We start from the raw sequence: 22,748 nt of genomic DNA, 5'->3' as shown, positions 1-22,748 counted from the left end.
ATCAAAGTGTCGGCAGGATGGTCGGCATGACCAGAGCTCTCCGCCCCGTTCTGCTCTGTCTGCTGGTCGCCCTCCCGGCCGTGGTGGTCCGGGCCGGCGGACTGCACCTGCCGGCGCCCGTCGCGCTGCTGGTCTTCGGTGCCGCCGTGGTGGCGGCTTCGTTCGTGCTGGCCTGGGCGGCCGAGACCGCCGAGGTGGACATCTCCGGCGGGCTGGCCATCGCCGTCCTCGCGGTGATCGCCGTGCTCCCCGAGTACGCCGTCGACCTCTACTTCGCCTACACCGCCGGCGGCAACCCCGACTACGTCCAGTTCGCCGCGGCCAACATGACCGGGTCGAACCGGCTGCTGCTGGGTCTCGGCTGGACCAGCGTGGTGCTGGTCTCGCTGGTCATCGCCTCGCGCAGGGCCGGCCGGCCGGTCCGCGCGGTGGTGCTGGACCCGCGCTACCGGATGGAGCTGGGCTTCCTGGCCATCGCCTCGCTGATGGCCTTCCTCATCCCGTTGACCGGGCAGATCCACGTGGTGCTCGGGGTGGTGCTGCTGGCCTTCTTCGTCTTCTACCTGGTGCGGGTGAGCACCGCCGACGACGTCGAGGAGCACGAGCTGGTCGGCCCGGCCGCCCGGCTCGCCGCGCTGCCGTCGAACCGCCGCCGGCCGGTGACGGTCGCGATGTTCGTGGTCGCGGCCGGCGTGATCCTGCTCAGTGCCGAGCCGTTCGCCGAGGCGCTGATCGGCAGCGGCACCGCGCTCGGCATCGACCAGTTCCTGCTGGTGCAGTGGCTGGCCCCGCTCGCCTCCGAAGCCCCCGAGTTCATCGTGGCGATCCTGTTCGCGGTCCGCGGCAAGCCGGGCGCCGCGCTCGGCATGCTGATCTCGGCCAAGGTCAACCAGTGGACGCTGCTGATCGGCAGCCTGCCGATCGCCTACCTGCTCGGCGGCGGGTCGACCTCGCTCGCGCTCGACCCGCGGCAGGTCGAGGAGTTCCTGCTCACCGCGACCCAGACCGTGCTCGGGGTGGCCATCCTGCTGGCGCTGCGCTTCCCGCGCTGGGCCGCGATCACCCTGCTGGCCCTGTTCGCCGTCCAGTTCGCCATCCCCGGCACCCACGGCCGGCTGATCGTCTCGGCGGTCTACGCGGCGATCGCGCTGGTCGTGCTGGTGGTGCACCGGCGGACCATCCTGGCCACCCTGGCCGCGCCGTTCCGGCGCTCGGCCGCGCTGCGTGCCGAGACGGGGAGCCCGGACACCGCGGCCTCCTCGGAGGCGGTCCGCGAGCCGGAGCCCGTCGGCCACCGCTGAGCCGCTCGGCCGGCGGTCGCGACCTCCGGCGCCGGTCAGCCGATCAGCGGACCAGCCGGTGCAGCAGCAGGTCGAGGGTGGCCGCCGGATCGGCGGTGACACCCGCGTGCACCGGGGACGGCTGCACCACCGTGCTCCGGGGGGCGGTGAGCATCCCGAACCGGGTGGCCAGACCGGCGTTCTCCCGGGCGATGCCCACCGGCTCGGAGCAGGCGGCGACCAGCGAGTCCGCGGCGGTGTGGATCCCCACCAGGTCGGCCCCCGGGTCCAGACAGCGCACCCGGGTCTCGTCGACGGCCACCGCGGCGCGCAGGAAGTCGTGGGTCTGGCAGTAGAGGAGCACCCCGATGTTGACGAACTCGCCGCGCTCGACCCGCGGCACCGCCCGGATCACCGCGTACTGGAAGGCCACCCGGGCCTCCGTCGACCCGCCGCTCACGCCGAGTCCTCCGGCAGCCAGGCGTCGGCCGCCGCGAGCCGGGCCAGCAGGTAGTCGCGGTAGGCGGCCCGGGCCAGCTCCGGGGTGGCCGGGGCGTTCGGATCGGGGCGCAGTGGGTCCGGCTCGAGCCAGACGTCCGGGACCAGCGCGGTCACCTCGTCGAGCAGCGCCGGCGTCACCCGGGCGGCGAGCTCATCGTGGACGTCGCGCGGCCGACCCCGCGGCACCAGTACGTGGTCGTCGTAGCGGTAGGCGGCCCGGGAGAACTGCTCCGGCCGGCCCCAGCTGTGGTGGAACCGCAGACAGGCACCGTGGTCGATGACGTGCAGCACCCGGTGCCAGACCAGCAGGTTGGTGTTGCGGGCGCTGCGGTCGACGTTGGCCACCAGCGCGTCCAGCCAGACGATCCGGGACGCGAGGTCGCGCTCGACCTCGAACGAGCGGTCGAACCCGATCGCCCCCGGCAGGAAGTCGACGGCCAGGTTGAGCCCGGCGCTCGCCGCTACCAGCTCCTGGACCTCCTCGTCGGGCTCCCGGCGGCCGATCTCGGCGTCGACGTCGATCAGGGCCAGCCGCGGGACGGCGAGGTCCAGCCGCCGGGCCAGCTCCCCGACCACGATCTCGGCCACCAGCGCCTTGGTGCCCTGGCCCGCCGCGCTGAACTTGACCACATAGGTTCCGAGGTCGTCGGCCTCCATCACCCCGGGCAGCGACCCGCCCTCGCGCAGCGGCGTGAGGTAGGCGGTGGCGGCGATCCGGGCGAGCACGCGGACACCGTAGCCGCCCCCGCCGCACCCGGCCGGGCGGCGGGTTTGCTCCCGCCCGGCCCGCCGCGTAACCTAGACCCTCGGTGCGCGCTCCGGCGTGCCCTGTTCTGCGCCCTCCGCTTGCGAGCAGTCGTCGAGCCGGGCACGGCGTGCAGGACCACCGAAACAGCAGGACGTCAGGGTAGTCACCAGGAAGAGGGTCAGTCGTGTACGCGATCGTGCGCAGTGGCGGCCGCCAGCACAAGGTCGCCGTCGGCGACGTCATCGAGATCGACCGCATCACGCAGGGGGCGGGCGACAGCGTGTCGCTCCAGCCGCTGCTGCTGGTCGACGGCGAGACCGTCACCTCCGCGGCGACCGACCTCGGCAAGGTGTCCGTCACCGCCGAGGTGCTGGCCGAGACCAAGGGTCCGAAGATCCGGATCCAGAAGTTCAAGAACAAGACCGGCTACAAGAAGCGCCAGGGCCACCGGCAGAAGTACACCCAGGTCCGGGTCACCGGGATCGAGAGCTGAGGGAGAAGCGAGATGGCACACAAGAAGGGCGCGTCCTCGACCCGCAACGGTCGTGACTCCAACTCCCAGCGGCTCGGCGTCAAGCGCTTCGGCGGCCAGCAGGTCAACGCCGGCGAGATCATCGTCCGCCAGCGCGGCACCCACTTCCACCCGGGTGTGGGCATCGGCCGCGGCGGTGACGACACCCTCTTCGCGCTGATCCCGGGCGCGGTGGAGTTCGGCACCAAGCGCGGTCGGCGCGTGGTCAACATCGTCCCGGCGGAGGCTCCGGCCACCGTCGGCGCCGAGTAAGCAGCACCCGACAAACTCAGCGAGGGCGGACCGGACACGATCCGGTCCGCCCTCGCGGCATTTCCCAGCCCGCTCCCTCGACCGGGCCGGGACGACAGGAGGACGACGATGGCCATCCCGACCTTCGTCGACTCCGTCACCCTGCACGTGGCCGGCGGCAACGGCGGACACGGCTGCGCCTCGGTGCGCCGGGAGAAGTTCAAGCCGCTCGGTGGCCCGGACGGCGGCAACGGCGGCCACGGCGGGTCGGTCATCCTGCGGGTCGACCCCGGGCTGACCACGCTGGTCGACTACCACCGCCAGTCGCGACGGCGCGCCGGGCACGGCGTACCCGGCAAGGGTGACGACCAGCACGGCGCCAACGGCGAGGACATCGTCCTCGCCGTCCCCGAGGGGACCGTGGTGACCGACGCGGAGACCGGCGAGCAGCTGGTCGACCTGACCGGTGAGCAGACCGAGTTCGTCGTCGCCCACGGCGGCCGGGGTGGGCTCGGCAACGCCGCGCTGGCCACCGCCGCCCGCAAGGCACCCGGCTTCGCCCTGCTCGGCGAGGAGGGCGAGACCCGGACGGTCACGCTCGAGCTCAAGGTGGTCGCCGACGTGGGCCTGGTCGGCTTCCCCAGCGCCGGCAAGTCCTCGCTGGTGGCGGCCATCTCCCGCGCCCGGCCCAAGATCGCCGACTACCCCTTCACCACCCTGGTGCCCAACCTCGGCGTCGTGGTGGCCGGCGACGTCACCTACACCGTCGCCGACGTCCCCGGGCTGATCGAGGGGGCCAGCGAGGGCCGCGGGCTCGGCCACGACTTCCTCCGGCACATCGAGCGGTGCGCCGCACTGGTGCACGTGATCGACACCGCCACCTACCTGCCCGGGCGTGACCCGCTGACCGACCTCGACGTGATCGAGGCCGAGCTGACCGCCCACGGCGGGCTCGAGGACCGGCCCCGGGTCGTGGTGCTCAACAAGGTCGACATCCCCGACGCCGCCGAGCTGGCCGAGATCGTCCGGGCCGAGGTGGAAGCCCGCGGGCTGCCCGTCTTCGCGGTGTCGACCAAGAGCGGGGCGGGCCTCCGACAGCTGACCTACGCGCTCGCCGAGCTGGTGGCCCGGCGGCGGGCCGAGCGCCCGGCGCCCGCCGCGCCGCGGACCGTGCTCCGGCCCGAGCCGGTCGGGTCGCGCCGCGGTGGAACGGCCGCGTTCACCGTCACCCGGGAGAACGAGCTGTGGCGGGTGCACGGCGAGAAGCCCGAACGCTGGGTCCGCCAGACCGACTTCGGCAACGAGGAGGCGGTCGGGTACCTGGCCGACCGGCTCAACCGGCTCGGCGTCGAGGACCGGTTGCTCGAGCTCGGCGCCCGCGCCGGCGACGGCGTGGCCATCGGTGGCGCCGACCCGGTGGTGTTCGACTTCAAGCCGCAGGTCGAGATCGGCGCCGAGATCCTCAGCCGTCGCGGCGAGGACCAGCGCCTGATCACCGACCGTCCGTCGGTGCAGCGGCGTCGCGAGCGCGACGCCGCCTACCAGGCCGAACCCGATGTCGGGGCCAACTGGGACTACGGGGATGACGACCCCGACGACTGAGGGGAGCGGTCGCCGGGCCGTGGCCACGGCACACCGGGTGGTGGTCAAGGTCGGCTCGAGCTCGCTGACCACCGCGGCCGGCGGCATCGACCCCGACCGGATCGGTGCGCTCGTCGACACCCTGGCCGGACTCCGGCTGGCCGGACGCGAGGTGGTGCTGGTCAGCTCCGGGGCGATCGCCGCCGGACTGAGCCCGCTCGGACTTTCCGCCCGGCCGCGTGACCTGGCCACCCAGCAGGCGGCCGCCTCCGTCGGCCAGGGGCTGCTGGTCGGTCGCTACACCAGCCTGTTCGGCGCACGCGGTCTCGAGGTCGGGCAGGTGCTGCTGACCGTCGACGACGTCACCCGCAAGTCCAATTACCGCAACGCCTACCGGACGTTCGGCCGGCTGCTCGAGCTCGGCGTGGTGCCGGTGGTCAACGAGAACGACACCGTGGCCACCCAGGAGATCCGGTTCGGCGACAACGACCGGCTGGCCGCGTTGGTCGCCCACCTGGTGCACGCCGACGCGCTGGTGCTGCTCAGCGACGTCGACGCGCTCTACACCGCGAACCCGCGGCTGCCCGGCGCCCGGCGGATCGACGAGGTGCATGGCCCCGACGAGCTGGCCGCGATCGACACCAGCGTGGCCGGGTCCGCCGGCGTCGGGACCGGCGGGATGACCACCAAGATCAGCGCGGCCGGGATCGCCACCTCCGCGGGCATCCCGGTGGTGCTGGCCCGGGCCGACCAGGCCGCCGCGGCGCTGGCCGGCGACGACGTCGGCACCCTGTTCCACCCGACCGGGAAGCGTCGGCCCACCCGGCTGCTCTGGCTGGCCCACGCCACCGACGCGCGGGGTGCGCTGATCCTCGACGCCGGTGCGGTGAACGCGCTGGTCCGGCGCAAGGCGTCGCTGCTCCCGGCCGGGGTGGTCGAGGTCCGCGGCAGCTTCAGCGCCGGTGACCCGGTCAACCTCTGCGGTCCGGACGGGGCGGTGGTCGCCCGCGGTCTGGTCAACTACGACGCGCAGGAGCTCCCGGTGCTGCTGGGCCGGCACACCGCCGACCTGGTCGCCGAGCTCGGCGAGGGCTACGACCGCACCGTGGTGCACCGCGACGCCCTGGTGGTGCTGGCCCGCTGAGGCCGCCCGGCGCTAGCCTGAGCGCTTCCTGGGGCGGTTCGCCCGGTGCGACCCGGACCGCCCGCGGTCGCGAGTCGAGGGCGGGCCGATGGACCGACCAGCGCACGAGCCCCGCGTGGGCGAGGGCCTGTCCGCGCGCGAGCGCGAGGTGCTGGCGGCCGTCCTCGGACACCTGAGCAACGCCGAGATCGCGGACCGGCTGGTGATCTCGGTGCGGACGGTCGAGAGCCACGTCACCTCGATGCTCCGCAAGCTCGGGGTCACCGACCGGCGGGCGCTGGCCCGGTTGGCGTCCGAGCGGCCGGAGCTGGTGGACCGCGGAGCGTCCCCGACCCACTCTGCGTCTGCGTCCTCGGACCCGCCCGGGTCAGCCGGCGGAGTGCCCCCGGTGATCGACTGGCCGCAGCCGGCGAGCTCGTTCGTCGGCCGGAACGGCGAGCGGGCCTCGCTCGACGCGGCCCTCGGGACGCACCGGCTGGTCACCGCGGTCGGGCCCGGCGGGGTGGGCAAGACCCGACTGGCGCTGCGGGTCGTCGCCGACCGGCTGGCCGCGGGCCGGCACCCCGACGGGGCCTGGTACGTCGACCTGGTCCCGGTCACCGACGAACGGGTGGTCGACCGGGCCGTCGCTGACGCGCTGGGGCTCGGTGAGCAACCCGGGCGGACGCCGCGCGAGACGCTGGTCGACCGGCTGCGCGACCGCCGGGCGCTGCTGCTGCTCGACAACTGCGAGCACCTGCTCGGCGGGGTCACCACGCTGCTCGAGACCCTGCTCGACCGCTGCCCGCGGCTGGTGGTGCTGGCGACCAGCCGGGAACGGCTGCTGCTGCCCGCCGAGCGCGTCTGCCCGGTGCCCGGCCTCTCGGTGGCCACCGGCGACGCGGTCGAGCTGTTCCGGCAGCGCGCGGTCAGCGCCGGCGTCGACGAGGCCGAGCTCGCCGGCACCGAGGCGGGCGAGCGGATCGGCCGGTTGTGCGACCGCCTCGACGGGATGGCGCTGGCCATCGAGCTGGCCGCCGCCCGGCTCCCCGGACTGGGCCTCGACGGGTTGGAGGCGGCGATCGGGCGCCGGCTCGACCTGCTCAGCGGCGGGGCCCGGGCCGACGGCCGGCACCGCTCGCTGCGGGCCACCCTGGCCTGGAGCTGGGAGCTGCTCGACCCGGCGGAGCGGCGGACGCTCTGTGCGGCCGCCCGGTTCGCGGCGCCGTTCACCGCCGTCGACGCCGCCGCGCTCGACGTCGAGGCCGACGCGGGCGAGGGCGAGGCTGCGGGACGGGACGGGGTCCCGACTGCGGTCCGGCTGGCCCGGCTCTGCGACCGGAGTCTGCTGACCACCGTCGCGACGGAGGGGAGCGGGCCGCGCTACCGGATGCTCGAGACGATCCGGCAGTACGCCGACGAGCAGGCCGCGTCGGCCGGTGCGCTGCCCGAACTCCGTCTCCGGCACGCGGAGTGGGCGCTGTCCAGCGGTCGACGCCTCCGGGAGCAGGTGCCGCCGGGCGGACGTCCGACCGGGTTGGGGTGGCGGGCCGGCACCGACCGCGTCGTCGACGAACTGCGGGCCGCGGCCGCCCCCGGCGCCGGGCTGGTCGCGCTCGGCGCGCGGGGGCGCACCGGGCCGGTGCTGCGGCTGCTCGGCGAGCTGCTGTTCCTCCGGGGGCGGCCCGAGGCGGCGCAGCGGCGCTTCGAGCAGGCGGCGGCGTCCGAGCCGGGCACCCTGGCCGCCGGACGGGCGCTCCGGGCCGCCGCCGGCGCCGCCGAGACCCGCCACTTCGGCGACGAGGCCCTGCGACTCTTCCGCGCCGCGGCCGCCGCGCTGCACGACACGGGCGCCGACCGCGAGGCGGCCGAGGCGGTGGCCCGCTGGGGTCAGCTGGTCGGTCGCGGTCCCGGGCTGATCACCCGCCCGCCGGCGCCGGAGGAGGTGCTGGCGGCGCTGACCGAGGCGGAACGGTGGACCCCGGACGACCCGGCGCTCGCGGCCGCGCTGCTCGTCGCCCGCGCCTACCAACAGCCGCAGGACGACCCGGCGACCGGGCAGGACGCCGACCGCGCCCGCGCGGGTGCCGAGGCCGCCGGGGACCCGGTGACCGCCTGCGTGGCGCTCGACCTGCTGATGGCGACCGAGCTGCGCCGCGGTCGGGTGGTGGCCGCCGCGGCCACCACCGAGCGCCGCGCCGAGCTGCTCGACGGACTCGAGGTCCGGCCCGAGAACGGCCTCGAGTTCTCCGACGGGTTCAACATGGCCACCGACTCGGCCATCGGCGTCGGCGACCTGGCCGCCGCCCGCCGGTACGCGGAGCGGGTGGCCGGGCTGCCCTTCTACAGCGAGAACAGCCACATCGCCGCCGGCCGGCTGATGGTGGTGACCGCGCTCGCCGGCGACTGGCAGGCCACCTCGGCGAACGCGGCGGCGTTCCGCGAGGGCTGGGAACTGGCCGGGCGTCCCACCGACGGTGACCAGAACCGCGGCGTCTACGCCGCGATGACGGTGGCGGCGCTCCGGGGCGACACCGACGCCGAGGAGACCTGGCGGGCCGTCCACGACGCGCTGCTCACCCCGGCGCTGGCCGACCGCGACCGGCGCTGCGAGGAGACCTTCGACGCGCTCCGGCTGCTCGACCAGGGCCGGCCCGAGGAGGCGCTGGCGGCGTCGACCCTGACCCCGGAACAGCTGGTCGGGTGGCACGACGGGCTCTGGCGGCCCTGGCACGCCGCCCTCTGGGCGGAGGCGTCGGTGCTGGCCGGCGTCGCCGACGCCGCCGACCGGCTGACCCGGGCCGGGGCGGTGGCGGTCGGCAACCGGATCGCCGAGGCGCTGGTCCGGCGGGCCACCGCGTTCGCCGCCGGCGACCCGAGCGCGGTCGCCCGGGAGGCGCCGGTGCTCTCCGCGGCCGGGTGCCCCTACCAGGCGGCCCGGAGCCGCCGGCTCGCCGAGCGGCTGGCCTGAGCCGCCCGGGCCGGGCACGGGCCGCCCGAGCCGCCCGAGCACAGCCGGCCCGGCTCCGGTGGGTGGCCTGGACGCCGGTCAGCCCCGGACACCGATCAGCGTCGGACGCCGACCGCCTCCAGGTAGCGGCTCGACGCGACCAGCGTCGCGTCGGTGCTGACGTCGAACCGGGTGGCCACCTCCGCGAGGTCGGCGGCGAAGCGGTCCCGGGTCGGCTCGTCGAGCCCGGCGGCCAGGGTGGTGATCGGGCCGTAGTGGTCGAGGAAGGTCGCGGCGAAGTGCTCGGCGTCGCGGAAGCAGAAGTCGAACGTGCGGATCCGCAGCGACGTCCACACCACCCGGTCGCCGAACAGCTCGGCCAGCCGTTCGGGCGTACCCCAGCGCATCGGTGAGACCAGCCCGGCCGGCGGCGGCGCGTACCGCCCGTTCACCGCGAACATCGCTCCGACCAGGCTGTCCGGCGTCCAGCTGGCCAGCCCGATCCGGCCGCCGGGCCGGGTGACCCGGACGACCTCGTCGGCGGCCCGCTGCTGGTCGGGCGCGAACATCACCCCGACCGTGCTGAGCACGACGTCCCAGTCACCGTCGTCGCAGGGCAGTGCCTCGGCGTCGCCCTCGGTGAAGCGGACCGGCAGCTGCTCGGCGGCGGCCCGCGCCCGGCCCTGCTCGAGCAGGTTCGGGGCGTAGTCGACGCCGGTGGCCAGTGCGAACCGGCGGGCCGCGGCGAGCGCGGCGTTGCCCTGGCCGCAGGCCAGGTCGAGCACCCGCTCGCCGGCGTGGACCGCGGCGGCGCCGACCAGCCGCTCGGCGATGGGCTGCAGGGTGTTGCCGACCCGCGGGTAGTCGCCGGACTGCCAGGCCGTGCGCTGCTTGGCCTTGACCGCTCCCAGGTCCGGCCCGCTCGGCTGGGGAGCGGGGTCCGCGGTGGTCGCGGGGATGGTCTCGGTGGTGATCTGCGTGGTGCTCATGACGGCCTCCCGACCTGTCGTCGCCAGTCCCGGTGACCGGCTGTCCCGACGGTTCCGCGAGCGGTGGGGGTGGCACATCCGTGCCCGCCACGGATCCCGGCACGGATCCCCATGGGACTCGGTAGCGATCGCTCTCGCAGGATCACGCCGAGGCCGCCGTCCCCGCCGCAGCGCGACCCTGCGGAGCGCAGACAACCCGTGCGGACCGCCCCTAGGCTGCTGCCCACCGCGAGAAGGGAACCCGACCGATGGCACCGGCCAAGAAGTCCGCCGCGACCAGCACGTCCGCCGCGAAGAAGTCCGCCGCGAAGAAGTCCGGCGCTGCGAAGGCCACGACCAAGACCACGGCGAAGACCCCGGCGAAGACCGCGGGACGGAAGAGCAGCTCGGTCGGGTTGACCGCCGAGGAGCGGGCGGCGATGAAGGAGTACGCCGCCGAGCGCAAGCGGGCCAGCGGTGGCGGCGACAAGAAGGCGGCCGAGCGGCAGGCGCTGTTCGACAAGATCGCCGAGCTCGCCCCGGACGAACGAGCGCTGGCCGAGCGGCTGCACGCGATCGTCACCGAGGTCGCCCCCGACCTGGACCCGCGCACCTGGTACGGGATGCCGGCCTACGCCCGCGACGGCAAGGTGGTCTTCTTCCTCCAGCCGGCCTCGAAGTTCGGCGCCCGCTACGCCACCCTGGGGTTCAACGACGCGGCCCGACTCGACGACGGCGCGATGTGGCCGACCGCCTACGCCCTGACCGAGCCGACGGAGAAGGACTTCGACCGGATCGCCGAGCTCATCACCCGCGCGGTTGGCTGAGCCGGTCGCGCAGGACGGCCATCCCGGGTCCCGTCAGCTCGGCCAGCGCGGCCGGTCGGCCGGCGGCCGCCATCGCCAAGGCCTCGCTCGGACCGGCAACCTCGCGCCCGCTGCCGTGCACCCACTCCTGGTCAGTCGCGCGGAGCGCCAGACCGTCCAGGCGGCCGCGGGGCACGAAGCCGGTCCGGGCCTTCGGGCCGACCAGGAAGTCGAGGACGATCCGCCAGTCGTCGATCGGGGCGTCGGTGCACGACCCGAGCGGCCGCGCGGCGTCCCGCAGGTGGATGCAGCTGTCGACCATCGGCCCCAGCGCCCCGACGAACGGAGGGCTCCGGCGCACGTCGGCCCCGTCGCGGAGCCGGCGCACCAGTTCGTCCCGGGGAGCGGTCGCCAGCTCGCGGCTGATCGCGTCGGTCACGCGGTCGAAGTCGCCCCGGGCCAGCACGGTGCGGATGATCGCCCTGGGGAAGGACGCCTCGATCGGCATCAGCAGGTGGCCGGCCAGGTCCTGCACGGTCCAGGCTCCGCAGAGACTCTGCGTGCGCCAGCCGGCGTCGTCGAGGTCGGCGAGCAGGTCGGCCGCCCGGCGTCGGTTGGCGGCGATCCGCGGCCAAAGGTCCTCGTCCTGCGCGCTCACGCGGTCGAGCCCGGGGCCGGGGCGACCTTGACCGCCTCCCACCCCGACTGGACCCCCTGCGCCTCGGCGCTGGTGTCGCCGAAGATCGCCTTGGCCTGCTTGAGCGTCACCGCCGCGAAGTCGGCGAAGGTCGCCGACGGCTGCAGGTCGGGGTCGTTGAGGGTGGCGTACCAGATCCTCCCGGGGGCCTCCCAGGCGTTGCCGCCGATGGTGGTGGCGATCACGTAGAAGGCGTGGTTGGGGATGCCGCTGTTGGTGTGGACGCCGCCGTTGTCGTCGCTGGTCCGGACGTAGCCGTCCATGGTGGCGGGCTGGGTGTCCTGGCTGTTGGCGGTCCCCGGGGCCTTCATCGAGCGCAGCGCCGGTGCGAGCTCGGGCCCGACGATGTCGGCGCCGATCAGCCAGTCGGCGGCCTCGGCGCTCTGCTGCAGGTGGTATTGCTTGACCAGCGACCCAAAGACGTCCGAGACCGACTCGTTGAGCGCGCCGGCCTGGTCCTGGTAGGTCAGGTTGGCGGTGTTCTGGGTGACGCCGTGGGTCAGCTCGTGGCCGATCACGTCGAGCCCCTTGGTGGTGTCGGTCAGCAGCCGGCCGTCGCCGTCGCCGAAGAACATGTGTCCCTCGCCGTCCCAGAAGGCGTTGTCGTAGGCCTGGCCGTAGTGCACCAGCCCCTCGATCCGCTGGCCGCGGCCGTCGATCGAGTCGCGCTGGAAGACGTCCCAGTAGAGCGCGTAGGTGAAGCCGAAGTTGTCGTAGGCCTGGTTGACCGAGCCGTCCTCGACGGCGGGCTGGCCCTCGGCGCGGACCAGGGTGCCCGGTGTCGTCGCGTCGGAGTTGTGCTGGTCGTAGATCGCCCGGTTCGGTCGCCCCGGGGTCGACCCGGCGGCCGGCCCCGCTGCACCGGCCAGCCGGGCCCGCAGTCCGCGCTCGACCCGCGCGGACCGGAAGCTGTGGTCGAGGGCGAGCGAACGCATCAGCCGGAGCCGGTCCTCGGGGGAGGCGTTCTCGGCCAACCGGAGCAGGACGTCCGGACCGAGGATGCAGGCCAGCGGTCGGCGGGTGGCGGGGGTGCGGGTCATCGGGGTGCTCCTTCGGGTGCGGCTGGCGGATTCGTTCTCGTGTTCGATTGCTGGCGACCCTAGACGTTCCTTCCGACAGTTCCCGGCGCCCGCTCGCGGGCTCAGACCAGCGAGCGGACCGTCTCCTTCGCCCCCACGCTCTTGAGCGAACGCAACGTCTCGAGGTAGGGCGCGGTGAAGCGCTCGTCGTCGACCAGGTCGCCGAACAGGTCGCTGTTGCGCAGGAAGGCCAGCTCGTCCTCGTCCTGCCGGCCCGCGTACTCGCGCAGGGTGTCGGCGATCCGGTCGTTGATCTCGATCGGCTCGCCCTGCTCGTCGACGCCCTCGCAGTAGCGGGCCCAGCTGGCCACCACCGCGGCCGAGCGCCGGACCTCGCCGTGGCCGCCCTCGGCGAGCTGCTCGCGGACCACCGGCAGCAGGAACTTGGGGATCCGGTCCGAGCCCTCCAGGCAGAGCCGCTGGACGGTGTCGCGGACGTGGGAGTTGGCGAACCGGGCCAGCAGGGTGTCCTTGTAGGCGTCGAGGTCCTCGTCCACCGGACGCAGCGTGGGCGTCGCCTCCTCGTCCATGTAGGCCCGGACGAAGGTGGCCAGCGGCTGGTCGGTGGCCGCGTCGTTGACGTAGCGGTGCCCGGACAGGTAGCCGAAGTAGCCGAGCGCCTGGTGGCCGGCGTTGAGCAGCCGGAGCTTCATCAGCTCGTAGGGCATCACGTCGTCCACGACCTGCACCCCGACCTTCTCGTAGGGCGGGCGGCCGTCGACGAAGTGGTCCTCGAGCACCCACTGGTCGAAGTCCTCGCAGACCACCGGCCAGGCGTCGCGGACGTGGTGCTCGCGCTCCAGCGCCTCGATGTCGTCCGGGGTGGTGGCCGGGGTGATCCGGTCGACCATCGAGTTGGGGAAGGGGATCTCGGCGTCGATCCAGGCGGCCAGGTCGTCGCCGGTGGCCGCGTCGAGCAGCCGGGCGAACCCGCCGAAGCTCCCCTTCGCGGTCTCGCCGTTGCCCTGGATGTTGTCGCAGGACATGATCGTCAGCGGCCCGGTGCCGCGGTCGCGCCGCCGCCGGAGCGCCTCGCACACCAGCCCGAACACGCTCGTCGGTGCCTCGCCGCGGCCGATCGCCTCCACCTCGGCGGTGATCTTCGGGTTCTTCGGGTCGAACTCACCGGTGACGTTGTGGATGTTGTAGCCGCCCTCGGTGACGGTCAGCGAGACGATCCGGGTGCCGGCGTCGGCGATCTTCTCGATCACCGCCTCGGGGTCGTCGGGGGCGTAGCGGAAGTCGACGATCGAGCCGACGACGATCACCCTCTGCTCGCCGTCCGGGCTCTTCTCCACGAGCGTGTAGAGACCGTGCTGGTCGCGCAGCGCGTCGCGCATCCGCAGGTCCGGCGGCATCACCCCGACGCCGCAGATCGCCCACCGGCTGGCCTCGGCGTAGGTGTCGGGATCACGCAGCAGCCGGTCCAGGTACATCGCCTGGTGGGCGCGGTGGAAGCCGCCGACGCCGAAGTGCACGATCCCGGCGTGCAGGCCGTCGCGGTCGTAGTCGGGCAGCAGCACCCCGTCGGGCGCGACGGCGCCGTCGCGGCCGGCCTCCTTGAGATCGAGCACCGGGTGGTCGGTCGCGGACGCGGACACGGTCTCCTCCTCGAGACGGGGGCGGTCCCGGCATCGGGCCGGGGGAGCGTCCATCACACCGCACCGCCGGAACGGGCTGCAACCGGGTCGGACGGCGCGGGTTCCGGTCAGGTTGCCGCTCGGTCACAACTCCGCCACAACTCTCGGCGGACCGCCGGTCGCTGAGCGATTTCTCAGGATCCGTGCGAGGATTCCTCGCGGCGCACCCGACGCCCGGCGGAGATCCCCGCGGCGACGGGACCCGGTCCGCGACATCCTGCGGCCGAGCCGACACCACGCCAGAGATGCCCCAGGAGCGTTCATGACACCACCGATCACCCCGTCGCGCCGCCGTCCCGTCGCGGCTCTCGGTCTGGCCGCGGCCGCGGTCGCCGCCTCGCTGGTCCTCGCGGCCTGCGGGGGCGGGTCGAGCAGCAGCGGGGGCAGCGGCTCGAGCGGCGGCAGCGGGGGCACGCTGACCATCGGCACCACCGACAAGGTGACCGTCCTCGACCCGGCCGGCTCCTACGACAACGGCTCGTTCGCGGTGATGAACCAGGTCTTCCCGTTCCTGATGAACACGCCCTACGGCAGCCCGGACGTCAAGCCGGACATCGCCACCTCGGCCTCGTTCACCACCCCCACCACCTACACGGTGAAGCTGAAGCCGAACCTGAAGTGGGCCAACGGCAACGACCTGACGTCCTCGGACGTGAAGTTCACCTTCGACCGCCAGCTCAAGATCGCCGACCCCAACGGCCCGTCGTCGCTGCTCGGCAACCTCAAGAGCGTGGCCGCCCCGGACCCGACCACGGTGGTGTTCACCCTCAAGGCGCCCAACGACCAGACGTTCCCGCAGGTGCTGTCCAGCCCGGCCGGCCCGATCGTGGACGAGCAGTCGTTCAGCGCCGACAAGCTCACCCCGGACGCCGACATCGTCAAGGCCAACGCCTTCGCCGGGCAGTACACGATCACCAGCTACAACTTCAACAACCTGGTGCAGTACAAGGCCTACTCCGGCTACCAGGGGCTGCTCGGGCCGGCCGCCACCGGCACGGTCAACGTCAAGTACTACTCGGACGCCTCGAACCTCAAGCTCGACGTGGCCAGCAACGCGATCGACGTGGCCTTCCGCAGCCTCTCGGCCACCGACATCGCCAGCCTCCGCAGCGACAGCAAGGTCAAGGTCGTCGACGGACCGGGCGGGGAGATCCGCTACCTGGTCTTCAACTTCGACACCATGCCCTACGGGGCCAAGACCGACGACGCCGACGCCGGCAAGGCGCTGGCCGTCCGGCAGGCGATGGCCGACCTGATCGACCGCGACGCGATCGCGCAGGGCGTCTACAAGGGCACCTACACCCCGCTCTACTCCTTCGTCCCGAAGGGGCTGACCGGCGCGAACGAGGCGCTCAAGTCGCTCTACGGCAACGGCCAGGGCGGGCCGGACGCCGACAAGGCCAAGCAGACGCTGACCGACGCCGGGGTCACCACCCCGGTCGAGCTCAAGCTGCAGTACAACACCGACCACTACGGCCCGAGCTCGGGTGACGAGTACGGCCAGATCAAGAACCAGCTCGAGTCGAGCGGCCTGTTCAAGGTCGACCTGCAGTCCACCGAGTACGTGCAGTACTCCAAGGACCGGGTCAAGGACGTCTACCCCGTCTACCAGCTCGGCTGGTTCCCGGACTACTCCGACGCCGACAACTACCTGACGCCGTTCTTCAGCAAGGACAACTTCCTCGCCAACCACTACGACAACCCGGCGATCCAGAAGTTGATCACCGAGCAGGTCAGCACCAAGGACAAGGCGAAGCGGACCGCGCTGATCGAGCAGATCCAGACCGACGAGGCCAAGGACCTGTCCACGCTGCCGATGCTCCAGGGCGCGCAGGTGGCCGTGGTCGCCTCGAGCGTGAGCGGAGCCGACAAGACCCTCGATGCGTCGTTCAAGTTCCGCTACGGGGCGCTGTCCAAGGCGAGCTGAGCCCGCCGCCGAGCCGCCCGTCCCACGACCGACGAGGAGTCGCCGCCGGTGTCGACCACCGCGCTGACCGAGGAGACCGTGCCCGCCGTCACGCCGACCAGCCGGTCGGCGGGCGGCGGGCTCGGCCGCTACCTGGTGGTCAGGTTCCTGTTGATCATCCCGACCGTGTTCATCCTGGTGACCCTGGTGTTCCTGCTCGGGCGCACCACCGGTGACCCGATCACCGCCGCGCTCGGGGGTCGGCTGCCGCCGGCCGAGCTCGCCGCGCGGGTCAGGGCGGCCGGCTACGACCGGCCGCTGCTCGTGCAGTACGGCGACTACCTGTCGCACCTGCTCCGCGGCGACTTCGGCACCACCATCAGCGACAACCGGCCGGTCACCCAGGTGCTCACCACCTACGGCAGCGCCACCCTCGAGCTCACCGTCTACGCGCTGGTCGTGGCGCTGGTGATCGGGATCCCGCTCGGGATGGTGGCCGGCTACCTCCGCGACCGCTGGCCCGATGCGGTGCTGCGGGTCTTCGCGATCCTCTGCTACGCCACGCCGGTGTTCTTCGCCGGCCTGCTGCTCAAGCTCGTCTTCTCCACCTGGCTGGGGATCCTGCCGGTGTCCGGCCGGGCCAGCACCTCCACCGAGCTCACCCTGCAGCTGCTGCCGAACCGGACCGGGATCTACCTGATCGACGCGATCAGCTCGGGTGATGCGGACGCGGTGCCGGACGTGCTCCGGCACGCGGTGCTGCCCGCGGTCGCGCTCGGGCTGCTGACCGCCGGGATCTTCCTCCGGCTGGTCCGGACCAACATCATCGGCACCCTCGGGATGGACTACGTCGACGCCGCCCGCTCGCGGGGGGTCGGCGAGCTGCGGCTGGTCCGCAAGCACGCCTACCGTCCGGCGCTGATCCCGATCATCACCGTGATGGGGCTGCAGATCGCGCTGATGCTCGGCGGTGCGGTGCTGACCGAGACCACCTTCGAGTGGCGCGGGCTCGGCTTCCAGCTGGTCGAGTACCTGCAGGCGCGCGACTTCGTCGCCGTCCAGGGCATCGTCGTGCTGCTCGCGGTGATCGTCGCGGTGACCAACTTCGTGGTCGACGTGATCGCCGCCCTGATCGACCCGAGGATCCGGTACTGATGAGCGCGGAGACGGCGACCCCGGGCGTCGCCCCGGGCGACGGGACCAACGCGCTGCGGCGGCGGCCGCGGTTCAGCTGGCGCCGGCTGCCGGTGGTCCGCCAGCTCCGCGAGAGCGTCGGCGTCCAGCGGGTGATGCTGGTGATCGGGGTGGTGATCACCGCGGTGTTCGTGCTGGTCGCGGTGTTCGCGCCGGTGATTGCGCCCTACGGCTACGCCCAGCTGTCCGACGCCCGCGGCGCCTTCCCGACCCAGCAGGCGCCGGGTGGCGACCACCTGCTCGGCACCACCGTGGGGGGCTACGACGTCTTCTCCCGGGTGATCTGGGGCACCCAGACCGCGCTCGAGGTGATCGTCGTCGCGGTGCTGTTGTCGATCTTCGTCGGAATCGCCCTGGGGCTGGTCTCAGGCTACCTCGGCGGCTGGCTCGACCGGGTGCTCGTGGTGGTCTGCGACGCGGTCTACGCGTTCCCGACGCTGCTGCTGGCCATCGTCATGTCGATCGTCATCTCGGGTGGGCAGTCGAGCAAGTGGGGCGGGATCTTCGCGGCCGCGATCTCGATCACCGTGGTCTACATCCCGCAGTACTTCCGGGTGATCCGCGCCGAGACGACGCGGATCAAGAGCGAGGCGTTCGTCGAGGCGGCCAAGGTGATCGGCGCGCCGACCTCGCGGATCATCGGCGTCCACGTGTTCCGCAACGCGACCCGGACGCTGCCGCTGATCTTCACGCTCAACTCCTCCGAGGCCATCCTCACCCTGGCCGGGCTCGGTTTCCTCGGCTTCGGCATCGAGCCGACCGCGGCCTCGGAGTGGGGCTACGACCTCAACAAGTCGATCGCCGACGTCACCAGCGGCATCTGGTGGACCGCGATCTGGCCCGGGCTGGCCATCGTGCTGATCGTGCTCGGCATCACCCTGATCGGCGAGAGCCTCAACGACCTGGCCGACCCGCGGTTGCGGCGGCGGGCGCGGGTCCGGGACGGAGCGACGCGATGAGCACGGTGCACGACCGCTCGGACGACTCGGACCACCCGGTGTCCGACCCGGTGCTCGAGGTCCGCGACCTCGCGATCACCTTCGCCAGCGACGCCGGCCCGGTTCGCGCGGTCGACGGGGTGAGCCTCAGCGTCGGCCGCGGCGAGGTGCTGGCCGTGGTCGGCGAGTCGGGCAGCGGCAAGACGGTCACGGCCAAGTCGGTGCTCGGGCTGCTCCCGCAGACCGCGACCTCGTCCGGCGTGATCATGCTGTCCGGGCGCGACGGCGGCCGGGCCGACGACGTCGTCCGGGTCTCGCGGAACCGGCTCCGCCAGCTCCGGGGCACCGACGCGGCGATGGTCTTCCAGGAGCCGTCCACCGCGCTCAACCCGGTCTTCACCGTCGGCTGGCAGATCGCCGAGGGGCTGCGGGCGCACGCGTCGGGGCGGCTGAGCCGGTCCGAGGCCAGGGCGCGGGCCGTCGACATCCTCGGCCGGGTGGGGATCCCCGACCCGCACCGGCGGGTCGACCACTACCCGCACCAGTTCTCCGGCGGGCAGAAGCAGCGGATCGTCATCGCCATGGCGCTGGTGCTCGACCCGGGGCTGATCATCGCCGACGAGCCGACCACCGCCCTCGACGTCACCGTGCAGGCCGAGATCCTCGACCTGCTGCGCCGGTGCCGCGACGAGTTCGGCGCCTCGATCCTGTTGATCACCCACAACCTCGGGGTGGTCGCCGACCTCGCCGACCGGGTCGCGGTGATGTACCAGGGGCGGGTGGTGGAGCAGGCCGACGCGGTCACCCTGTTCGCCCACCCGCAGGAGGAGTACACCCAGCGGCTGCTGGCCGCGGTCCCGTCGGTCGGGCAGGGCGGCGAACGCGCCCGGGTGCGGGCCGGCGAGCGGGCCGAGCGCGCCGAGCGCGCTGCCGCGGCGGGGGAGACGACCCCCAGCGGTCCGGTGATCAGCGCGACCGACCTGCGGATCCAGTACCCGGGGCGGCTGGGGCGGCCCGGCTTCCTCGCCGTCGACGGGGTCTCGTTCACGGTCGGTCCCGGCGAGGTGCTCGGCCTGGTCGGTGAGAGCGGCTCGGGCAAGACCACCATCGCCCGCGCGGTGGCCGGGCTGACCGCGGTCACCGGCGGGTCGCTGCGGGTGCTCGGCACCGAACTGAACGGCGCCCGCGAACGCGCCCTGCGCCCGCACCGTCGCGACCTCGGCTTCGTCTTCCAGGACCCGGCCTCGAGCTTCAACCCGCAGCTCACGATCGCCGAGGCGGTGGCCGAGCCGTTGATCATCCACGGTGGCGGGCGCCATCTGGCGGCGGCCCGCGCGCGGGTCGACGAGATGCTCGAGGCGGTGCAGCTGCCGGCGAGCTACGGCGACCGGTTCCCGCACGAGCTCAGCGGAGGACAGCGGCAGCGGGCCAGCCTGGCCCGGGCGCTGGTGCTGCGGCCGCGGCTGCTGATCGCCGACGAGCCGACCTCCGCGCTCGACGTGTCGGTCCAGGCCCGGGTGCTCGAACTGTTCACCGAGCTGCAGCGCGAGCTCGGGTTCGCCGCCCTGTTCATCAGCCACGACCTCGCGGTGGTCGACCTGCTGTCCGACCGGATCGCGGTGCTGCACCGCGGCCGGCTGGTCGAGGAGGGGACCGGCGAACAGATCCTCGGCGCCCCCGAACACCCGTACACCCGGCGGCTGCTGGCCTCGCTGCCGGTGCCCGACCCGCAGCTGCAGGCCCAGCGCCGCGCCGAGTTCCGCGCCCTGTCCGACTGAGTCCCGGACGCGAGCGGCTGTCGGCGGGCTGCGGCACACTGCCCGGGTGGAGTTCGCCAGCCTGCCCAGCCCGGTCGGGACGATCGGCGTGCTCGCCGACGCGGCCGGGTTGCACCGGGTCGGTTGGGGGATGCGGCGCCCGGCCGACGCCGTGGTGGGCGGTGACCACGCCCAGGCGGCGGTCGAGGAGCTGCGGCGTTACTTCACCGGCGAGCACCGTCGGTTCGCCCTCGGCTACGACCTGAGCCGGCTGGAACCCGCGACCCGGGCGGTGCTGACCGCGCTGGCCGAGACCGTCGCCTGGGGAGAGACGGTGACCTACGGCGAGCTGGCCCGGCGGAGCGGGACCGGGCTGCCGCCGCGCGCGGTCGGCGCGGTGATGGGGTCGAACCCGGTGCCGCTGGTGATCCCGTGCCACCGGGTGCTGGCGGCCGACGGGCTCGGCGGCTTCTCCGGTGGCGACCGCGGCCGGGAGCGCGAGACCAAGCTCTGGCTGCTCGAACACGAGGAGGCGCTGCCACCGACGCTCTGGTGACCACCGCGACGGCCCGGCCGGCGCGTAGCGTGCCGGTCGTGCAGATCCCCGAGCCGCGGTTCAGCGTGATGCCCTTCGGCGGGTACGAGCCCGCCGAGGTCGACGCCTTCATCGACACCCTCGACCGAGCCACCGCCGCGGACCCGCCGACCATCGGTCCCGAGCAGGTCGAACGGGTGCAATTCTCGCGGGCCCGTCTCCGCGGGTACCACGAGGCCGAGGTCGACCAGTGGCTCGACCTGGTCATCCGAGCGCTGTCGTCCGCCGGCTCGGGGAACACCGACCCGGCGGGGCCGGCGGGGTACCCGCCGCCCACCGGGTCGCCCGCGGCACCGGACTTCCCGCCGCCTCCGCTGGGAGCGACCCCGGCCGCGGCGATGCCGACGGTCCCTTCCGGCCCGCCGGTGTCCGCGGCCCCGGGCTATCCCTCCTCCGCGGTCGACGTTCCCGAGCCTCAGCCCGGCGTGGTCCAGCAGAACAACGGGCTGCCGCGACCGGTGGCGCTCGGACTGGTCGCCGCGCTGGTGGTGCTGATCGTGCTGGCCGTCTACTACTTCGCCTGACCCCGGCTCGGCTGACCCCAGCGGGCCCGGAGCCCGGGCGCGCTCGGTCTGCCGACCTCAGCGGTTGCCGCGGTACCGCTTCGGCGGCCGGGTGGGGCCGTCGGGCAGCTGCGCCGTCGGCTGCCGGCGGAGCGCCCGGCCGGCGAAACCCACCACCGTCGGCAGCACCCCCCAGAGCGCGTACGACAGATAAGGGCTGAGGCCGAGCAGGACGAGCAGCGGATAGCAGGCGATGGAGAGCCCGAAGCCGACGGCGACCGGGACCACCCGGTGCAGTGACTCCTCGAGCCGGGCGGGGTCGGTGCCGGGCCGGAGCATGTCGCTGCGGATGAGCACGTTGATCATGATCGCCAGCAACGAGAACTCGACGGTCTGGATGGCGGCGTACTGCCCGAACCGGAGGATGTTGATCTCGCCGTCGCTGAGCAACCGGGTGCTCCACGGGGTGATCACCACCAGGAACAGCCAGAGCAGGTTGAGCTGGATGAACCGGCGGTCGACGCGGGCGACGTAGCGGAACACCCGGTGGTGGTTCCTCCAGTGCCCGGAGATCACCGCGAAACTGATCGCGAACGCGATGTACTCGCCGATCCCGTCCTGGAGGCCACGGAGGACCTCCCTGATCGAGTCACCCTCGGGCACCGGCAGCTCGAGCGCCAGCAGGGTCAGCGCGATCGCCACCACGGCGTCGGAGAAGAAGGTCAGCCGCTCGGCGGCGGCGAACTCGACGTCCGCCTCGATCCGCTCGCGCTCGTCCTCGGCCACCGAGTCGGTGGCCCGCCCGGGCGTGGCCTCACTCGTCACGGCCGCGAGCGTATCGTCGGCCGTCGTCCACAGCACCGGTTCGGGAGGATGCCTGCGTGTTCGTCCCCCGTCCGCATCCGGCTCGCGTGGTCGCCGTGCGTCGGCGGTCGGACGCGACCACGGTCGTGCTCGACGCACCGGGCTGGCGGAGCACCGGGCTGGCCGACGAGTGGGTGCACCTGTGGGTGCCGGGACCGGGTGGCCGGTCCGGCGGGGACGGCCCGCGCCGCCTCTACAGCGTGGTCGACGTCGATCCGCTTACCCTCGAGCTGGCCCACCACAGCCCCGGACCCGCGGGCCGCTGGGCCGGTCGGGCCGCGGCGGGGCACCGGGTGCTGGTCTCGCAGCCCGCGGGACGGCACCGTCCTCCACGCGACGCGCGCTGGGAGGTCGTGGTCGCCGACCACACCGGACTGCCCGCCGCCCGGCGGATCGTGGCCGGGTCGCCGCCGGGTCGCCGGCTGCTGCTGGTGCTCGAGACCGACGACGCCGACGTGCCGGCGCCCGAGCCGGCCGGAGCCACCGTGGTCCGGGTCTTCCGCCCGGATCTCGCCGAGCCCAGCGCACTGGCCGCCACGGTCGACGGACTGGAGCTGCCCGACGGTCCCGGCTACCTGTGGCTGGGGGCGGAGGTCCCGGCCGCACGGGCGGTCCGACGCCGGCTCCGCGCCGCCGGCTGGCCGCCCCACCGCTACGCGGTGTCGGGCTACTGGCAGCGCCGCGACCCCGGTCATGCCGACCGCTACCGCGCGGTCGCCGACCGGGTGGCCGCGCTCTACGCCGAGGTGGAGACCGGCGTCCGTGACCCCGAGGCCGTCGCCGACGACCTCGACGACCTGTTGGACCGCCACCGCCTCTGAGCTCCGCCCGCTGAGCTTGTCGAAGCGCTGGTTC

At 73.5% G+C, this 22,748-nt stretch carries 20 protein-coding genes and 1 pseudogene; 14 read left to right on the top strand and 7 right to left on the bottom strand.

Features of this window, described 5'->3' with window-relative positions:
* Positions 1-26: 26 nt before the first annotated feature.
* Complete coding sequence (locus FHX74_RS18010) at positions 27-1,301, top strand: sodium:proton exchanger (RefSeq protein WP_235970898.1); 1,275 nt, start codon at positions 27-29, stop codon at positions 1,299-1,301.
* 43 nt (positions 1,302-1,344) lie between these two features.
* Here FHX74_RS18010 and FHX74_RS18005 read toward each other — a convergent pair whose 3' ends face one another.
* The gene (locus tag FHX74_RS18005) at positions 1,345-1,740 is read right to left on the bottom strand and encodes a DUF3037 domain-containing protein (protein WP_328823912.1); all 396 of its coding nucleotides are present in this window, start codon (positions 1,738-1,740) and stop codon (positions 1,345-1,347) included.
* Complete coding sequence (locus FHX74_RS18000) at positions 1,737-2,507, bottom strand: HipA family kinase (RefSeq protein WP_182561571.1); 771 nt, start codon at positions 2,505-2,507, stop codon at positions 1,737-1,739. The genes FHX74_RS18005 and FHX74_RS18000 overlap by 4 nt, the downstream gene beginning before the upstream one ends.
* A gap of 206 nt (positions 2,508-2,713) precedes the next feature.
* Here FHX74_RS18000 and rplU point away from each other — a divergent pair, with 206 nt between their 5' ends.
* The 5 genes and pseudogenes from rplU (at position 2,714) to FHX74_RS17975 (ending at position 8,967) form a co-directional block, all read left to right on the top strand.
* Complete coding sequence (rplU, locus tag FHX74_RS17995) at positions 2,714-3,022, top strand: 50S ribosomal protein L21 (RefSeq protein ID WP_182561570.1); 309 nt, start codon at positions 2,714-2,716, stop codon at positions 3,020-3,022.
* 12 nt (positions 3,023-3,034) lie between these two features.
* Positions 3,035-3,313: a 50S ribosomal protein L27 gene (rpmA, locus tag FHX74_RS17990; protein WP_182561569.1), complete on the top strand. Its 279-nt coding sequence runs from the start codon at positions 3,035-3,037 to the stop codon at positions 3,311-3,313.
* Positions 3,314-3,421: 108 nt separating this feature from the next.
* Positions 3,422-4,834: pseudogene (gene obgE, locus FHX74_RS17985) on the top strand (GTPase ObgE); the annotation flags it as partial.
* Between the two features lie 40 nt (positions 4,835-4,874).
* Positions 4,875-6,017, top strand: coding sequence for a glutamate 5-kinase (gene proB, locus FHX74_RS17980; RefSeq protein ID WP_182561567.1), 1,143 nt, complete (start codon positions 4,875-4,877; stop codon positions 6,015-6,017).
* A gap of 115 nt (positions 6,018-6,132) precedes the next feature.
* A complete protein-coding gene (locus FHX74_RS17975; protein WP_182561566.1) occupies positions 6,133-8,967 on the top strand; it encodes an ATP-binding protein in 2,835 nt (944 codons plus the stop codon).
* 95 nt (positions 8,968-9,062) lie between these two features.
* Here the strand turns inward: FHX74_RS17975 and FHX74_RS17970 are convergent, their stop codons facing one another.
* Complete coding sequence (locus tag FHX74_RS17970; protein ID WP_182561565.1) at positions 9,063-9,935, bottom strand: class I SAM-dependent methyltransferase; 873 nt, start codon at positions 9,933-9,935, stop codon at positions 9,063-9,065.
* A 248-nt stretch (positions 9,936-10,183) separates the two neighbouring features.
* Between FHX74_RS17970 and FHX74_RS17965 the strand changes: the two genes are divergently transcribed.
* Positions 10,184-10,741, top strand: coding sequence for an iron chaperone (locus FHX74_RS17965; protein WP_182561564.1), 558 nt, complete (start codon positions 10,184-10,186; stop codon positions 10,739-10,741).
* Here the strand turns inward: FHX74_RS17965 and FHX74_RS17960 are convergent.
* From FHX74_RS17960 to FHX74_RS17950, 3 genes are all read right to left on the bottom strand, one after another.
* Positions 10,722-11,378, bottom strand: a complete 657-nt coding sequence (locus tag FHX74_RS17960) for a maleylpyruvate isomerase family mycothiol-dependent enzyme (protein WP_220484152.1) — start codon at positions 11,376-11,378, stop codon at positions 10,722-10,724. The genes FHX74_RS17965 and FHX74_RS17960 overlap by 20 nt on opposite strands.
* Positions 11,375-12,457: a M4 family metallopeptidase gene (locus tag FHX74_RS17955; protein WP_182561563.1), complete on the bottom strand. Its 1,083-nt coding sequence runs from the start codon at positions 12,455-12,457 to the stop codon at positions 11,375-11,377. Before FHX74_RS17955 ends, FHX74_RS17960 begins: the two co-directional genes overlap by 4 nt.
* A gap of 101 nt (positions 12,458-12,558) precedes the next feature.
* The gene (locus tag FHX74_RS17950; protein ID WP_328823911.1) at positions 12,559-14,097 is read right to left on the bottom strand and encodes a mannitol dehydrogenase family protein; all 1,539 of its coding nucleotides are present in this window, start codon (positions 14,095-14,097) and stop codon (positions 12,559-12,561) included.
* A gap of 301 nt (positions 14,098-14,398) precedes the next feature.
* Between FHX74_RS17950 and FHX74_RS17945 the strand changes: the two genes are divergently transcribed.
* Genes FHX74_RS17945 through FHX74_RS17920 form a run of 6 tightly spaced genes read left to right on the top strand, consistent with a single transcriptional unit; the run spans position 14,399 to position 21,050 of the window.
* Positions 14,399-16,063 (top strand): ABC transporter substrate-binding protein, encoded by a 1,665-nt coding sequence (locus FHX74_RS17945; protein WP_182561561.1) that lies wholly within the window; start codon positions 14,399-14,401, stop codon positions 16,061-16,063.
* A gap of 48 nt (positions 16,064-16,111) precedes the next feature.
* The gene (locus FHX74_RS17940; protein WP_182561560.1) at positions 16,112-17,197 is read left to right on the top strand and encodes an ABC transporter permease; all 1,086 of its coding nucleotides are present in this window, start codon (positions 16,112-16,114) and stop codon (positions 17,195-17,197) included.
* Positions 17,197-18,195, top strand: a complete 999-nt coding sequence (locus tag FHX74_RS17935) for an ABC transporter permease (RefSeq protein ID WP_182561559.1) — start codon at positions 17,197-17,199, stop codon at positions 18,193-18,195. The genes FHX74_RS17940 and FHX74_RS17935 overlap by 1 nt, the downstream gene beginning before the upstream one ends.
* Complete coding sequence (locus tag FHX74_RS17930) at positions 18,192-19,952, top strand: dipeptide ABC transporter ATP-binding protein (RefSeq protein ID WP_220484151.1); 1,761 nt, start codon at positions 18,192-18,194, stop codon at positions 19,950-19,952. The genes FHX74_RS17935 and FHX74_RS17930 overlap by 4 nt, the downstream gene beginning before the upstream one ends.
* A gap of 46 nt (positions 19,953-19,998) precedes the next feature.
* On the top strand, positions 19,999-20,487 hold the full coding sequence (locus FHX74_RS17925) for a methylated-DNA--[protein]-cysteine S-methyltransferase (RefSeq protein WP_328823910.1): 489 nt from the start codon (positions 19,999-20,001) through the stop codon (positions 20,485-20,487).
* A gap of 38 nt (positions 20,488-20,525) precedes the next feature.
* Complete coding sequence (locus FHX74_RS17920; protein WP_182561558.1) at positions 20,526-21,050, top strand: DivIVA domain-containing protein; 525 nt, start codon at positions 20,526-20,528, stop codon at positions 21,048-21,050.
* A gap of 57 nt (positions 21,051-21,107) precedes the next feature.
* On the opposite strand, the gene FHX74_RS17915 is transcribed toward FHX74_RS17920, so the two are convergent.
* Entirely contained in the window at positions 21,108-21,854 is a 747-nt protein-coding gene (locus FHX74_RS17915; RefSeq protein ID WP_182561557.1) for a TMEM175 family protein, read from the bottom strand.
* 56 nt (positions 21,855-21,910) lie between these two features.
* Here FHX74_RS17915 and FHX74_RS17910 point away from each other — a divergent pair, with 56 nt between their 5' ends.
* Positions 21,911-22,714: a siderophore-interacting protein gene (locus FHX74_RS17910; protein ID WP_182561556.1), complete on the top strand. Its 804-nt coding sequence runs from the start codon at positions 21,911-21,913 to the stop codon at positions 22,712-22,714.
* The last annotated feature ends 34 nt before the right edge of the window (positions 22,715-22,748 follow it).

Source organism: Microlunatus kandeliicorticis (assembly GCF_014137855.1).
GTDB classification, from domain to species: Bacteria; Actinomycetota; Actinomycetes; order Propionibacteriales; family Propionibacteriaceae; genus Microlunatus; species Microlunatus kandeliicorticis.
This window is presented reverse-complemented; position numbering and strand designations above follow the sequence as displayed.

Bases quoted from the DNA above. Each gene is read 5' to 3' on its own strand.
- rpmA (WP_182561569.1), top strand. From the start codon at position 3,035: ATGGCACACAAGAAGGGCGCGTCCTCGACCCGCAACGGTCGTGACTCC.
- FHX74_RS17970 (WP_182561565.1), bottom strand. From the start codon at position 9,935: ATGAGCACCACGCAGATCACCACCGAGACCATCCCCGCGACCACCGCG.
- FHX74_RS17965 (WP_182561564.1), top strand. From the start codon at position 10,184: ATGGCACCGGCCAAGAAGTCCGCCGCGACCAGCACGTCCGCCGCGAAG.
- proB (WP_182561567.1), top strand. From the start codon at position 4,875: ATGACGACCCCGACGACTGAGGGGAGCGGTCGCCGGGCCGTGGCCACG.
- FHX74_RS17930 (WP_220484151.1), top strand. From the start codon at position 18,192: ATGAGCACGGTGCACGACCGCTCGGACGACTCGGACCACCCGGTGTCC.
- FHX74_RS18010 (WP_235970898.1), top strand. From the start codon at position 27: ATGACCAGAGCTCTCCGCCCCGTTCTGCTCTGTCTGCTGGTCGCCCTC.
- FHX74_RS17945 (WP_182561561.1), top strand. From the start codon at position 14,399: ATGACACCACCGATCACCCCGTCGCGCCGCCGTCCCGTCGCGGCTCTC.
- FHX74_RS17955 (WP_182561563.1), bottom strand. From the start codon at position 12,457: ATGACCCGCACCCCCGCCACCCGCCGACCGCTGGCCTGCATCCTCGGT.
- FHX74_RS17935 (WP_182561559.1), top strand. From the start codon at position 17,197: ATGAGCGCGGAGACGGCGACCCCGGGCGTCGCCCCGGGCGACGGGACC.